9 protein-coding genes are annotated in these 15,177 nt (G+C 43.3%); 8 read left to right on the top strand and 1 reads right to left on the bottom strand.

Going from position 1 to position 15,177, the window contains the following annotated elements:
- Positions 1–84: 84 nt before the first annotated feature.
- Positions 85–513, top strand: coding sequence for an Lrp/AsnC family transcriptional regulator (locus tag DS891_RS06505; RefSeq protein ID WP_010372995.1), 429 nt, complete (start codon positions 85–87; stop codon positions 511–513).
- 137 nt (positions 514–650) lie between these two features.
- Here the strand turns inward: DS891_RS06505 and DS891_RS06500 are convergent, their stop codons facing one another.
- The gene (locus DS891_RS06500) at positions 651–2,552 is read right to left on the bottom strand and encodes a bifunctional diguanylate cyclase/phosphodiesterase (RefSeq protein ID WP_174169236.1); all 1,902 of its coding nucleotides are present in this window, start codon (positions 2,550–2,552) and stop codon (positions 651–653) included.
- Between the two features lie 580 nt (positions 2,553–3,132).
- On the opposite strand from DS891_RS06500, the gene DS891_RS06495 reads away from it, so the two are divergent.
- From DS891_RS06495 to DS891_RS06465, 7 genes are read left to right on the top strand one after another with little or no spacing between them, the layout of a single operon-like run.
- On the top strand, positions 3,133–3,432 hold the full coding sequence (locus DS891_RS06495; RefSeq protein ID WP_010372991.1) for an isoamylase early set domain-containing protein: 300 nt from the start codon (positions 3,133–3,135) through the stop codon (positions 3,430–3,432).
- Positions 3,433–3,440: 8 nt separating this feature from the next.
- Positions 3,441–5,420 (top strand): 4-alpha-glucanotransferase, encoded by a 1,980-nt coding sequence (gene malQ / locus DS891_RS06490; protein ID WP_174169235.1) that lies wholly within the window; start codon positions 3,441–3,443, stop codon positions 5,418–5,420.
- Positions 5,421–7,661, top strand: coding sequence for a 1,4-alpha-glucan branching protein GlgB (gene glgB, locus DS891_RS06485; protein WP_174169234.1), 2,241 nt, complete (start codon positions 5,421–5,423; stop codon positions 7,659–7,661). It begins immediately after the preceding gene.
- A complete protein-coding gene (gene glgX, locus DS891_RS06480) occupies positions 7,655–9,706 on the top strand; it encodes a glycogen debranching protein GlgX (protein ID WP_174169233.1) in 2,052 nt (683 codons plus the stop codon). Before glgB ends, glgX begins: the two co-directional genes overlap by 7 nt.
- The gene (locus DS891_RS06475; RefSeq protein ID WP_174169232.1) at positions 9,699–12,182 is read left to right on the top strand and encodes a glycogen/starch/alpha-glucan phosphorylase; all 2,484 of its coding nucleotides are present in this window, start codon (positions 9,699–9,701) and stop codon (positions 12,180–12,182) included. Before glgX ends, DS891_RS06475 begins: the two co-directional genes overlap by 8 nt.
- Positions 12,183–12,214: 32 nt before the next feature.
- Positions 12,215–13,489 carry a glucose-1-phosphate adenylyltransferase gene (gene glgC, locus DS891_RS06470; RefSeq protein WP_010372983.1) on the top strand — a complete coding sequence of 425 codons (1,275 nt, stop codon included), beginning with the start codon at positions 12,215–12,217 and terminating at the stop codon, positions 13,487–13,489.
- Positions 13,490–13,505: 16 nt separating this feature from the next.
- On the top strand, positions 13,506–15,041 hold the full coding sequence (locus DS891_RS06465; RefSeq protein ID WP_174169231.1) for a glycogen synthase: 1,536 nt from the start codon (positions 13,506–13,508) through the stop codon (positions 15,039–15,041).
- The last annotated feature ends 136 nt before the right edge of the window (positions 15,042–15,177 follow it).

Here is a 15,177-nt window from a genome sequence, read left to right as displayed (position 1 = left end):
TTACGCGCTTTTGTAATAATTTGCAGTGCAATAATTCACATATTTGCTATCATTTATGTCAAATTAACATGATTAAATTGCAAAATGATTAGTTCACAAGATGAAAAGCTCATTGCACTGTTGCGTAATAATGCACGAGAGAGCATCTCTGAGTTGGCACGTAAGTTAGACCTTTCCAGAACCACAGTACAAAATCGTATCGCAAAATTAGAGCAAAATGGCGTAATTAAAGGATATCGCGTAGAGTTCGCGGAGCAGTATATGGACGATTTAGTATCTGCACACGTTTCTATTAAGGTAAAACAAAAACTCACTACAAAGGCGAATTTAGCATTGCAGCAGTTGCCAAATGTTTCTGCGCTTTATGCCATTAGTGGGGAATATGACTTGATTGCCATTGTTGAAGCACAGAGTTTGGAGCAGTTGAGCCATCTGCTAGATGAAATTGGTAATTTAGAGGGGATTGAGCGTACCAATTCATCGGTTATCCTAGAAACCAAATTTAAGCGATAAATAACCTTACCTAGTCTGGATAAATACTGTGGGCGTTCATCACGATTTGCCAAGCACCCCACTTTTAGCATAATAGGTTTCCTAGCGTGCAAGGTGCTGTATGTAGCTAACTTTTTTCGCTTAACTATTAACAGCAGCTACCCAACTTGCTCTGGTAACCAAATGCTGGTGCCGGTGGCTGCGATGTGATTCACATTGCCATTTAACACTTTGCTACCCACATTATTTGAGCTTTCAGGCCGGCTAACTAAGTACCCCTGTACACAGCTAATTCCTAAGTTTTTAACTAGCTCAAATTGTTCGGTTTGTTCAACGCCCTCGGCAACAATCTTTAATTCTAACTGTTGTCCAAGTTCGCTGATGGAATTGAGGATCTTACGGTACTTGGGGTTGCTATTGGCTTGAGTGATAAACAGTTTATCGATTTTTATCACATCAATGGGTAAATCGGCGAGGGTGCTTAGCGAGCTAAAGCCTGTGCCAAAGTCATCAATCGCGACACTTATTCCTGCATCTCGGCATTGTTGTAATTGTGAAATCGTTTCATTGCTGGCCTTGATAAGAGTGGACTCTGTGATTTCCAACATCAAAGCAGTAGCTGGTAAACCGGTTTTTTCTAGGGCAGCATTTACCCATTCAAAGACTTTTCTGTGCTTTAATTGTATTCCAGAAACATTGACCGAGATTTTTACCTTTTTCATCCCTGCATTATGCCATGCACACATTTGCCTACACGACTCAAGTAGGATCCAATCACCAAGCTCTAAAATTAAATTTGACTCTTCTGCAATTGGAATAAATTCGGCCGGTGGAATCTGCCCTTCTATCGGGTGGTTCCAACGAATAAGCGCCTCAAAATAGTCGATAGCACAATCTTCAACATGCACTATCGGTTGGAATGACAGATAAAAGCTTTGCGCAGAGATAGCGAGTCGTAACTCTTCTAAGAGGTAGTGATAACGTCGCATTTTCGACCCCATTTCGGGGGAATAAACTTTAAAAATTCCACGACCATCCGTTTTTGCTCTATACATGGCAACATCAGCCATCTGCAGTAATGAGTTTGGTGTTGCTGCACTATCTGGGTATACCGCGATGCCGATACTTGCTCCAATTTTGACAAGCTTATTGCCAAGCAAGAAATCACGCTCTATATCACTAAGAATGGACTGCGCGATTTCTGTGCACAAACTTGGATTGCTTAATTTGGGAATAAATAGCGAAAATTCATCGCCGCCGAGTCTTGAGAGGTTTTGTTCAAGGCCATGAATAGGGTGGCAATCTTCTAAACCATATTGGCGAACCACTTTTGAGAGCCGAGCAGCAACTTGGATCAGAATTTCGTCGCCAAAACTGTGGCCAAAGGAATCGTTGACCTGCTTAAAGCCGTCCAAATCAATAAATAGCAGGCCACATTTTTGTTGCGCCAACTCAGCTTGCTTTAACTTTGCCTCAATATGGTCAATATATGCATGTCTATCTATAAGCTTTGTGAGCTTGTCTTGAAAAATTTGAGACTCTGAATGGCGTTTTACGCGTGCAAGATGGCTAGACAAGTCGTGGATCGCATGGCTGAGTTTGGCAAGAGAGGACTTATGGTGCAGTGGCGCACTATCAACCTCTAAACGCATCAATATTCCTCCAACGTCCTTATTCACCTCGCTGATATCTTCATCTTGATTACGGTAGCGGCGCTCTGATTTAAAAAGATACGCAACAATCGCGAGTAAAGTTGCAATTGAAATGAGAGTGATTGGAGAAGTAAATACGGCATACCAAACTGTACTTACATCCAGATATCTGGGGATTCCGAGTGTTGACTCTACCGCAACATAAGTGTGGTTTCCGCTTGCTGCAAAGTTCAAACCGTGCAGTAGTGGGGAATACCAAGGTGATATCATTGATACAGTAAGTTGCTCATTTAACGGGGTTGTAGCGATCAGCTCAAGCACGTTGGCCTTAAAAGACAGATGCAGCAATATGACAACAAATAATGTGCCCAGAAGTAGGGTACTTGTTAGTCTTATCGCGTTTGGCATGAATAGGCTTTCCTTAGTAATTCAGTCTCTTGCATATTACGGAGTAATAGTACGCAGATGCGATCTTCATCGCAAAAAATGTAATCTGAAATTATAGTTGCTAACCTAGTTTTTTACACACTTTAGCATTCAGTTGCAAACTTCATCGTGCAAAAGTACTAAAAATTTCACTTTGCACACTGCTTTATATGAGCGGGATCAATTATTAGTTAAATTCACTTTACATGATAACCATTCTTAACTAGCTTTCTTGTTGACTCTTAATGTGATTGGCTCAGTGATTGCAAGGAACTCATAGCAAACTGAAATCACTGCTTATCTGATTTAGATTGCGCCAAAGCGGTGCAAAATTGCACCAAATTTGTACTGTCATACAAACTCAATATTTGTTTGCTGTACTTAGGGCTGCTGATTTTTAAAGCGAACGGTGAGTTGCCAGCTAATTAAAATTTAATTTTGCAATTCAATTTCACTTAAATCTCAATATGCTCGACATAAATCGTACACAGTTACCAGTCGTTTGCAGTATTAGCGTACGTCACTGTGAAATAAGGACTCACAAAAGGTAAACGGGGGTTATATGCTCACTAAACGGTTTTTCAAAACAAAAGACGAAGCAGAAATTACATTTTCATTTTCACACCCAGAAGCGAAAACGGTGGAACTTGCTGGTGATTTTAATGATTGGCAACCCGAGCCGATGAAATTCATCAAAAAAGACAGTGCGTTCAAGCTCAAACACCGTTTACCAACCGACAAAGATTACCACTTCAGATATTTGATTGATGGTGAAGTCTGGGACAACGATCATCAAGCAGATGATTATGTGCCCAACGGCTTTGGAGAAGACAACAGTGTTGTGTCCACAGCGAGAGCGTAACATTATAAATGGACAACATTGCCCAGCTTCTTTACCTCTATGGTATTGGTTATGAATACCATAAATACACGGGTGATCATGTGGTATTTGATCACCAAACTCGCCTACAGGCATTGCAGGAGTGCGGTGTTGATGTCAGCAATCTAGATGAAATAAATACGCTCAACTTTGAGTTGGATATTGCTAAGTGGTTAACGCCAGTTGAAGCCATTACTTTGGTTTGCAAAGCGACGCCAACTATTACGATAAGAGTGGATGCCGGCCTGCAAATTAACGAATTAACTGTGTCGATCCCCGCATTGGGTTATTGCTGTGTTTGCGATCCAAACAATCAAGTAGCGATTGGGGATTACCGCTATCAAGATACACGTTATGTTCAACTTGAAGTGCCAATAAACGCGATTGAAGTCGGTTATCATAGCGCTGAGGTAATGTTAAATGGTGCGCGGTTTGAGACAGAACTTTGGGTGACGCCTAGACAGTGCTATGACCCGATTGAACAACATAAAAAGCTCCTTGGATTGTCTATTCAGCTATATTCGTTAAAGCCTGCTGGCAGCAAGCTAAGTGCGGATTTTTATGAGCTAAAGCAATTAGTTGAGGCTAGCGCAGCTGAAGGGGTTGATTACATTTTGTTAAACCCACTGCATTTGTTGTTTGTTGATGAACCAGAAAAAGCGAGCCCGTACAGCCCAAATGACCGCCGCCTACTGCACCCTTTTTACATTTCTATCGAGCTTTTGTGTGAACAATTTGGCTTAGATGTGAGTGTGTTCGCCGACTATCTAGACGGCTCAAAGGCTAACTTGAACGCGACATATCTTGATATGACTCACTGTATGGAAATTAAGCTTAACGCGTTACGTTTTGCGTGGCAGTTATTGTGTGAACAAACTGGAGCGTGGCGTGCAGACTTTACTCGATTTTGCCAGGCTAAGCAGCAAGAGCTTAAGGCATTTGAGGACGATGACTTCGCTAAATTTTTACAATGGCTTGCGTTTGAACAATTAACGCAATGCCAGTCTTTGGCACTGAATGCCGGTATGGCTGTAGGTTTAATCAATGATTTAGCCGTTGGTTGTGCTGACGGTTCAAGTGAATACAACAGCAATAAAAATTTGTATGCCGAACGTGCTCGCGTGGGCGCGCCTCCAGACCCTTGGGCAGAGCTCGGTCAAAACTGGGGGTTACCAGCGTTAAACCCCGTTAAGTTAAAAGCGCAGCGCTTTGCATTTTTTAAACAATTGATCCAAGCGAACATCACCGGTGTTGGGGCATTAAGAATTGACCATGTGATGGGCCTAAGAAGGTTGTGGTGGTGCTTTTATCAAGATCAGCAGCAAACAGGTTGCTATGTATATTATCCATTTGAGTACCTTTTAGCGATCCTCAAAATTGAGTCTGTCAAACATCAAGTGATGATCATTGGTGAAGATTTAGGGGTTGTTCCAATCGAAATCAAAGAAGCAATGTCTGAGTCTCATATATACAGCAATATTCTTTTTTACTTCGAGAAGGATTATCACGGTCAGTTTTTAGCACCTACGCACTATAAGCACAATGCATTACTTATGGTTGCAAACCATGACGTCCCGCCATTTTTTGGCTGGTGGAGCCATGATGACCTTAGGTTGAAACGTGAATATCAGTTATTGAGCGAACCCCAACTAACAAAAGCGGATGAAGAGCGAACATCCGAGCGAGAGAAGCTTTGTCATTGGCTTAGTCGCTATGGTGAAGTGAGTGTCAGCCTTGCGAGCGAAGCCCGTGATGTGTATCAGGCGCTTATCAATGTGCTCGCCAAGTCGCCTGCAAAAATGCTGACAATTCAGTTTGATGACCTCGACGAACAGAAGTTACCAGTGAATATTCCTGGTACTGATCAAGAGTATCCAAACTGGAGAAGGCGACTTAATCAGACATCAGCGGAAATTATTGCAAGCTCTCGGCCGCTGATCCGAGATGCAATAACCAGCAGGAAAGAATAGATGAATACAAGAGCAAAAATAGAAGAAGCCCAAGTAGATGACTACATCAGTCAATTAGCCGCTTTGGAAGCCGGTAAGTGTCGCGACCCATTTGCCTTCTTAGGGCTACACCAGCTAGATGCGAAGCTCTCAGTAGTGCGCTGTTTTATTCCAGGTGCGACAGAAGTTAAGGTGCTTACCAGCGATAGTAGCTATGCTCTTGAACGGTTTCGCAAAAGTGCGCTATTCACACTAGATTTTAAAGCGGATGACATCAGCAAAGATTACCTGCTTGAAGTGCACTACCCAGAGCAAACAGTCACTGGGAGGGATGTATATAGTTTTGATAGTTGCTTGGCTGATGATGCCTTGTACTTATTTAATGAAGGAACACAAGCTCAAGCTTATTTGCATTTAGGTGCACATCAAGTAGAGATAGAGGGAGTAATTGGGTTTCGATTTGGTGTTTGGGCGCCAAATGCGTTGTCTGTTTCTGTGATAGGTGAGTTTAACCATTGGCAGGCCGTGCAGCATCCAATGCGATTACACCCAGCCAGTGGTGTATGGGAGCTTTTTATTCCGGCACTGGAGGTAGACTGCTGCTATAAATTTGCAATCACCACATTTGAGGGGGAGCGCATAGAAAAGGCTGACCCTTTTGCATTTAAAATGGAACAAGCACCGGGTACGGCGAGTATAACTCAGGCTCGACCTGCGGCTTTCACATTGAGCCAAGCTGATCATGATAAAAAGGCGCTGCGTAATAAAATCAATGCACCCATTAGTATTTATGAAGTGCATTTGGGCTCTTGGAAGCGCCGAGAGAAAGAAGGTAATCGCTATCTTACGTATCGAGAATTAGCGGATGACCTTATCCCTTATGTAAAGGCACTAGGATTTACCCATTTGCAACTGATGCCTATCAGTGAATATCCTTTTGATGGCTCCTGGGGTTATCAACCAGTGGGGTTATTCTCGCCAACCAGTCGCTTTGGTGGCGTGGAGGATTTTGCTTACTTCGTTGAGTGCTGTCATCGTGAAGAGCTCGGATTACTTATCGACTGGGTACCGGGACATTTCCCATCAGATCCCCATGGTTTACATAAATTTGATGGTACGCATTTATTTGAGCATGCTGATAAGCGGCAAGGATTTCACCCAGATTGGAACACCTATATTTTTAACTACGACCGCGCTGAAGTAAAAAGCTTTTTGCTGTCGAATGCGATGTATTGGATAAAAGAATACGCCATCGATGGCCTAAGAGTGGATGCTGTGGCATCGATGCTTTACCTGGATTACAGCCGTAAACATGGGGAATGGGTGCCAAATCAATACGGCGGCCGTGAAAACCTAGGTGCAATTGAGTGCCTCAAATCAGTCAATACCAAATGCTATGGCGTTGATGAAGGTATTATGATGGTCGCTGAAGAATCCACCGCTTGGCCTGGTGTTACCCGCAGTGTTGAACACGATGGTTTAGGCTTTGGTTATAAGTGGAATATGGGGTGGATGAATGACACGCTAAACTATATGTCCAAAGACCCAATTCATCGCAAGTACCATCACCATGAAATGACCTTTTCAATGGTGTATGCCTATTCTGAAAATTACATCTTGCCATTAAGCCACGATGAAGTGGTACATGGCAAAGGTGCGCTACTGAGCAAAATGCCAGGAGACGATTGGCAGCAATTCGCTAATTTACGTGCCTACTATGGCTTTATGTTTGCCCACCCGGGTAAAAAGTTGCTGTTCATGGGCGCTGAACTTGCCCCCCGAGAGGAGTGGGATCATAACCAACAACTCAACTGGAAGTTGCTTGAAAGTGAAGCGCACCAAGGCGTGTATAAGTGTGTCAAAGCGCTCAATACGACCTATAAATCAACGCCGCAACTGTTCGAGTGCGATAACAAATCAACAGGATTTAATTGGATTGATGGAGGGAATGCAGAGCAAAGCATATTTAGTTTTGTACGCTATGGACGGGATGGTGTCACACCGTTGGTGGTGATCGCAAACTTTACGCCACAAACTCATTTTCAATTCCGCTTAGGCGTGCCGTCAGCGGGTGTGTATCAAGTTATCTTAAACACGGATGACAAAGCGTTTTGGGGGAGCGGCGTTGGAGTCGTTGCACATAAACAACAACTCATTGAATCGAAAAACATAGCAAGCCATGGCCTTGAGCAAAGTATCGATATAACCGTTCCGCCTTTGGCAACCGTGTATTTGCAGCTGATCTCTGGTGGCACATGCTAACCAGTTATCGCGGCGATCATCAATTATTGGGTGCAACGGCCAGTGATAAAGGCGTTAACTTTTGTGTTTATGCACCGAAAGCAAAACGCGTAACCCTGTGTCTGTTCGACAAAAGCGGCCATAGCGAAGTGAATCGGATAGGGATGTTTCGGCATGAGGGCGGAAATTGGTCACTGTTTATCGAGGGAGCACAAGTCGGAGACTTATATGGCTATCGGGTAGACGGAGAGTATAGCGCGGAAAAAGGGCTGCTTTTCAATGCTAATAAGTTACTCTTAGACCCATATTGTCGCGACTTTTTCGGTGAGTTTACTTGGAGTGAACGGCATTTTTGCCATTTGCCAGTAGGCCATTTAAACCCATCTGATAACGCCTGTGATATGCCAAAGAGTAAAGTGACGGCGATTGAGAAGTATCAAGGGAAGCGACCGAAGACTCCGTGGAGTAAAACGGTGATCTATGAATGTCACGTTAAAGGGGCAACTGTTAGGCATCCAGATATTCCAACTAAACACCAAGGAAAATACTTAGGGATTGCAGAACAAACTTTTATCGATCACCTCAAGCATATTGGTGTTACTGCGATTGAGCTGCTACCTGTGCATGCGTTTATCAACGAGCAATTTCTTACGACCAAAGGACTAAAAAATTATTGGGGATATAACAGCCTCAACTTTTTTACGCCACACAAAAGTTATCTCGTTAACGACGACATCAACGAATTTAAGGTAATGGTAGAGCGACTCCATCAAGCCGGCATTGAGGTTATTTTGGATGTGGTGTTTAACCATACTGCGGAAGGTGGTTTGGATGGCCCGACAATTAGCTTTAAAGGGTTTGATAACCTGACTTATTACAGTACCTTGCCGAGTAAGCCCAATGTCTACATTAATGACACGGGCTGTGGAAACACAATGAATATCTCGAATCCAGTGGTATTAAGACTTGTCTTGGACAGCTTGCGCTATTGGGTGGAATACATGGGGGTGGACGGTTTTCGCTTTGATTTGGCGACGATCCTTGCTCGTCAAGCCTCGGGATTTTCAAATCAACATGCATTTTTGCAAGCGATCCATCAAGACCCAGTGCTTAGCAAAGTAAAACTGATTGCCGAGCCTTGGGATATTGGTCCTGGTGGGTATCAACTTGGACAATTTCCTTCTCCGTGGCGTGAGTGGAATGATAAATATCGAGATACAGTTAGGCGCTTCTGGCGTGGTGATGAGGGAGTATTGCCAGAGCTTGCGATGCGTATTCATGGTTCCAGTGATCTGTTTGAACATAACTTACGGGGTCCTTTGAACTCCATAAATTTTCTTACCAGTCATGACGGCTTCTCATTGTTTGATTGGACGGCTTACGAGCATAAACACAATGAAGCAAACGGTGAGGCAAATAGAGACGGCCACAGTGAAAACTTTTCATTTAATTGTGGGGTAGAAGGATTCAGTGCCGATCCTCAAATCAATGAATTGCGTCTCAGTATGCAGAAAAATGCATTACTCACTTTGTTTTTATCCAAAGGGATCCCGATGATTTGTGCGGGAACCGAAATGGCACATACGCAAAGTGGCAACAATAATGCTTACTGCCAAGACAACTGCACTAGCTGGCTGGCATGGAAAAACCACCAGCAACACCATACTTTAACTTTTTTTATCCAAGATTTACTTGCGCTTCGTAAGCAATTTGCCGCGTTTTCTCACTCATTTTATGTCCATGACAGTGACAGTCGTTTTGCGGTGAATTGGTTTAATGAACAAGCAAAGCCGTTATCGCCTGAACAATGGCGAGAGCCGAGCCGCAAATGGTTGAGTTACACCATTACTGATCAGCAGTTAGGGCAAAGCTTATTGATAATATTGAACGCCAGTGAAAGTGCATTGCAAATAAAGCTGCCATTTAGTGCATTTTCATCTCATTGGCAGCAAGCAATCACCACCGCGGTTGAGCCGCAAAGACCAGAGTTAGATTCTTATTTACAGGTTCCAGCTAAGTCAGCATGGATATTTACATCAATCAAAGGGGATGAAAAGCATGGCTAATAAAAGTGCGCCAGTATGCGTGGTAAAACATTGGCAAGATGCACCAAAGATAGATGAAAACACCTTGAGTGATGATTTGACTCGTCACTTTTACTACACCTTAGGTCGAGACAAAGTAGGAGAGTCGCGACTGTATTTGTACCATGCATTAGCCTTGACCATTCGTGACCGATTAGTCGCCCGTTGCCGAGCAACCAAAGAGCACATAAAGAGTAAAAAGACGCGTAAAGCAGCTTATCTCTCGCTGGAATTTTTAATGGGTAGAGCACTGTCTAATGCGGTGTTAAATCTAGACTTAGAAGAACAAGTTCAAGCGGCATTACAAGAATACTGTACTGAGCTTGAAGAGGTCGCGCAGGCTGAACATGATGCAGGTCTTGGTAATGGTGGTTTAGGCCGCCTTGCAGCTTGTTTTTTGGATAGTTGTGCTTCATTAGCCCTTCCTGTTGTTGGTTACGGTTTACGTTACGAATTTGGGATGTTTAACCAAACCTGTGAACAGGGTCACCAAGTAGAACAGCCAGATAATTGGCTCCGTGAAGGTCATCCATGGGAGCTTGCCGCACCAGAACAAGCCCGCAGAGTTAAGTTTTTTGGTCATGTTGAAGTACATACCGACAAAAATGGTAGGCAGCATCATGAATGGCTTGATACGCAAGATATTCTCGCGGTGCCTTACGACGTTCCTGTGCCTGGATATCGTAATGAGGTGGTAAATACATTAAGGCTATGGAAATCAGAGGCGACCGATGAGTTTGACCTCAACGAATTTAATGCCGGTAGTTATTCAGAAGCAGTGGCGAAGAAGAATCTCGCTGAGCAGATAACGATGGTGCTGTACCCCAATGATGCCAGTGAAAATGGCAAAGAACTGAGATTAAGGCAGCAGTACTTTTTATCCAGCGCGAGCTTGCAAGACGTGATTGCAACTTGGGTTGAGGAATATGGCGATGATTTCAGTGATTTTGCGGATTATCACGTATTCCAGCTCAATGATACCCATCCCAGTATTGCCGTAGCTGAACTAATGCGTATTTTATTAGACGATTACGAGCTGGAATGGGATGCCGCGTGGAAGATAACGACATCAACCATGGCATATACCAATCATACTTTATTGCCTGAAGCATTAGAGCGCTGGTCTGTGAGTTTATTTGAGCGCTTGTTACCAAGGTTGCTAGAAATTATCTATGAGATCAATGCCCGCTTTTTGTCGGAAGTTGCACTTAAATGGCCCGGCGATATCGAAAAGCAGCGCGCGCTGTCACTCATTGAGGAGTCCAGTCATCCTCAAATTCGCATGGCGTACCTTGCGATTGTAGGTAGTTATTCTGTCAATGGTGTTGCTGCACTTCATACCGAGTTATTAAAAGCTGGCTTGTTTAACGATTTCTATCAACTGTGCCCAGAGAAGTTTAATAATAAAACCAACGGTGTGACGCCAAGGCGTTGGTTATCGCATTGTAATCCAGAACTGGCGCAATTGATTAGCGGAAAAATTGGCGACGGATGGCAAGCTGATTTTTCTAAAATTAGTGAACTACGTCGTTTTTATGATAATCACGCCTTCCAAAAGCAGTGGCTAACAGTCAAACAAAACAACAAACAACGTCTTGCTGAGCTAATTGCTCATGAATGTCAGGTAGAGTTTGACCCAACTATGATGTTTGATGTTCAAGTCAAGCGAATTCATGAATACAAACGTCAGTTACTTAACGTATTGCACGTTATCCATCTTTACGATCGGATCTGTCGTGGTGATGTGGCAGAGCTTGTTCCTCGTTGCGTACTGTTTGGAGGTAAGGCTGCACCCGGTTATTACATGGCGAAGAAGATCATTAAATTAATAAATAATGTTGCCAATGTTATCAACAATGACCCCGCGGCGAGGCCCTATCTTCGAGTGGCTTTCATGCCCAATTACAATGTCTCAAAAATGGAAGTGATTTGTCCTGCAACAGACTTATCAGAGCAAATTTCAACCGCTGGAAAAGAAGCGTCTGGCACAGGCAACATGAAGTTTATGATGAATGGCGCGATCACCATAGGTACTTTAGATGGTGCAAATATTGAAATACGAGAATGCGTTGGTGCAGACAACTTTTACTTATTTGGTGTAACTGCTGAACAAGCACAGCAAGTGCGCCAAAATTATCAGCCCCTTAAGATAATAGAAAGCAACAATGACCTTAAACGTGTTATGGCTTTGCTCGAAAGTGGTCACTTTAACCTATTTGAGCCTAATATCTTTGATGACGTAATCAACTCAATTAAGAGTAGTACCGATCCTTGGTTAGTGGCACAAGATTTTCCTTCCTATGTTGAGAGCCAGGAGCATGCGGCTCAAGCATATAAAGACAAGGAACATTGGCTGCGCATGAGTATTCTCAATACCGCAGCAAGTGGAAAATTTTCTAGCGATAGAACAATTCAAGATTACAGCGGTGATATTTGGCGCTTGAGCCCAATGCAGTAGTCACCGCAAAAAAGTTATGGAGAGAAGAAATAATGCCTAATTATGCGAATCGTTATATTAGTACCCTCACTCGAGAAACATATGCTTTAATACTTGCGGGTGGAAGAGGTTCGCGCCTTCACGAGCTCACCAATTGGCGAGCGAAACCCGCTGTTTATTTTGGCGGCAAACATCGAATTATCGATTTCCCACTGTCTAACTGCATTAACTCAGGGATCCGACGGGTTGGTATTGCCACGCAGTATAAGTCGCACTCCCTTATTCGCCATGTTAATCGCGCATGGGGACACTTTAAAAAGGAACTTGGAGAATCTGTAGAAATATTGCCAGCATCACAGCGATATGGTGATGAGTGGTACTGCGGCACAGCAGATGCAGTTTTCCAGAATATGGATATTATTCGTCATGAGCTTCCCAAATACGTTATGATCTTATCGGGTGATCATGTTTACAGAATGGATTACGGTGGCTTACTTGCAAAGCACGTTGAGACAGGTGCAGATATGACCGTATGTTGTATTGAAGTGCCTTGTGAAGAAGCAGCGAAAACGTTTGGTGTAATGACTGTGGATGAAAGCAACCGTGTGCGTCGCTTTGATGAAAAGCCGGTAGATCCGACGTCAATCCCTGGAAAGCCAGGTGTATGTTTGGCGTCTATGGGGAACTATGTGTTTAACACTGAGTTTTTATTCGAGCAGTTAAAAAAGGATGCGGAACGAGAAGGATCTGGTCGTGACTTTGGTCATGATATTATCCCATCCATCATAGAAGAGCATAATGTATATGCGTATCCATTTTGCGACCCATCACATGAAGGGCAGCCGTATTGGCGAGATGTAGGGACGCTTGACTCATTCTGGGAAGCAAATATGGAGCTGGTTTCTCCTGAACCACAACTTGATCTCTATGATCCTCATTGGCCAATTTGGACTTATCAGGAACAGCTACCACCAGCTAAATTTATATTTGATGATGATGATAGACGCGGTATGGCCGTAGACTCGACGGTTTCTGGTGGCTGTATTATTTCTGGTTCTAAAGTTAAGCGTTCATTGCTGTTTTCCAATGTGCATGTTCACTCGTATTGTGAAATTGAAGGAGCCGTTGTGTTGCCTGGTGCCAAAATCGGGCGTAACTGCAAAATCAAAAACGCAATCATTGACCGCAGTTGTCAAATACCAGAGGGGATGACAATTGGTTACGATACTGACCTAGACAAAGAGAATGGCTTTAGAGTGTCGAATAAGGGGATCGTATTGGTGACCCGAGATATGCTCGCAGAGCTTGCGGAAAAAAATAATAAATGATCCATGTAGAGGTACTATGCATGTAATTTTAGTGGCAGCCGAAAACGATCGGTTGCCAAATTGTAAGGTGGGGGGCGTCGCAGATGTAATACGCGACGTACCTTATGCATTGGCGCAGCTTGGCATTAAAGTATCGGTGGTCACACCCGATTATGGCCAAGCTGCTTTAAATCGAAACTTAGTCGCTGATATTGCCGTCCCTTTTCGTCAACACCTAGAAACGGCGACTCTTTGGTCTGTTGAAGAAAGTGACAATGTCACTCAGTATGTCATTTCACACTCATTGTTTAGTGAGCATCACGGCGCTATTTACTGTAATGATCCTCACCAGCCCTTTGCGACAGATGCAAATCGATTTGCGTTTTTTAGTGCGGCAGTTGCTGAACTTATTGAACATGAGTTGATAGCTGAGATAGATGTTGTACACCTACATGACTGGCACGCTGCTGTCGTTGCTGTACTTCGTCAGTTTAGTCCAAGATTCAAACGCTTAAAGGTGCTAAGGACAGTCTATACTGTGCATAACCTTGCGCTTCAAGGGATCCGGCCTTTTAATCATGACTTTTCCAGCCTTGAGTCTTGGTTTCCGACACTCACCTATGATGGGCTCAGTATTTGCGATCCTAAATATCCTCACTGTTTTAATCCTATGCGAGCGGCTATTAATCTTTCAGACAAAGTGCATGTTGTTTCTCCTAATTATGCCAAAGAAGTGATGATCCCGAGTCATCCTGAGCTTGGTTTTTTTGGTGGCGAAGGGTTAGAAAGCGACATGCAGCATGCGTCTCATGAAGGACGGTTAGCAGGTATTTTAAACGGTTGTGTGTATGATGAGTCAGGTGACGAAGAGAATCTAATTTTTGCTGACTATTTGGTGCTTGCTGAGCAGCATGTGTTTCAATGGATGGCAAAATCTAGCCAAGTATTATCTCGGTTTTACATTGCTCATCAGCGCATACTCGCTTGGCGTGACGAAGCCTTTAGCGGCAAGCTAATTACAAGTGTTGGTCGTCTCACCGATCAAAAAGCACTTATTTTAAGACAGCCTACCCAATCAGGCATTGTGCTCGATGACATTGCAAAAATAGCCAAGCACCAAGGAGCACGTATTGTGATTGTAGGCTCTGGTGACCCAAGTCTTGAGCAGCTATTTACCGAAGTAATGGCACGCCATAACAATGTCTTGTTTTTAAATGGTTATGGTAAAGCACTCGGCGAGCAACTGTACCCATTAGGTGATTTGTTTTTAATGCCAAGCTCCTTTGAGCCTTGTGGTATCAGCCAAATGCTTGCGATGCGCGCTGGACAACCTTGTATCGTACATAAAGTGGGTGGACTATATGATACGGTAAAACACAATGAAACAGGCTATTGTTTTGAAGGGGAAACACTCGCAGAGCAAGGTAATCAGTTTATTGCGATTTTTGAATTAGCACTTGCTGATCTGATAGGAGATTGCGAAAAATATCAACAACTCAGGCTGCAAGCTCGTATGCAGCGCTTTGACTGGTCTGATGTTGCACAAAAATACTGCGAACAATTATATAGATAGAAAAAACGTAGATAAAAAAATTTTCGCATCTGTGTTAAGTATTTAGCAATTGGCTCAGTTGCTAAACAAAAAACTAGGTCAAAGGTATCAAAAGATAGCTTTGGCCTTTCTTTTTTGTCATTTTGCATTATCTTTT

Origin of the sequence: Pseudoalteromonas sp. JC28 (assembly GCF_013319255.1) — a bacterium.
In the GTDB taxonomy this organism is placed as follows: domain Bacteria; phylum Pseudomonadota; class Gammaproteobacteria; order Enterobacterales; family Alteromonadaceae; genus Pseudoalteromonas.
This window is presented reverse-complemented; position numbering and strand designations above follow the sequence as displayed.

Bases quoted from the DNA above. Each gene is read 5' to 3' on its own strand.
- DS891_RS06505 (WP_010372995.1), top strand. From the start codon at position 85: ATGATTAGTTCACAAGATGAAAAGCTCATTGCACTGTTGCGTAATAAT.
- DS891_RS06500 (WP_174169236.1), bottom strand. From the start codon at position 2,552: ATGCCAAACGCGATAAGACTAACAAGTACCCTACTTCTGGGCACATTA.
- DS891_RS06495 (WP_010372991.1), top strand. From the start codon at position 3,133: ATGCTCACTAAACGGTTTTTCAAAACAAAAGACGAAGCAGAAATTACA.
- malQ (WP_174169235.1), top strand. From the start codon at position 3,441: ATGGACAACATTGCCCAGCTTCTTTACCTCTATGGTATTGGTTATGAA.
- glgB (WP_174169234.1), top strand. From the start codon at position 5,421: ATGAATACAAGAGCAAAAATAGAAGAAGCCCAAGTAGATGACTACATC.
- glgX (WP_174169233.1), top strand. From the start codon at position 7,655: ATGCTAACCAGTTATCGCGGCGATCATCAATTATTGGGTGCAACGGCC.
- DS891_RS06475 (WP_174169232.1), top strand. From the start codon at position 9,699: ATGGCTAATAAAAGTGCGCCAGTATGCGTGGTAAAACATTGGCAAGAT.
- glgC (WP_010372983.1), top strand. From the start codon at position 12,215: ATGCCTAATTATGCGAATCGTTATATTAGTACCCTCACTCGAGAAACA.
- DS891_RS06465 (WP_174169231.1), top strand. From the start codon at position 13,506: ATGCATGTAATTTTAGTGGCAGCCGAAAACGATCGGTTGCCAAATTGT.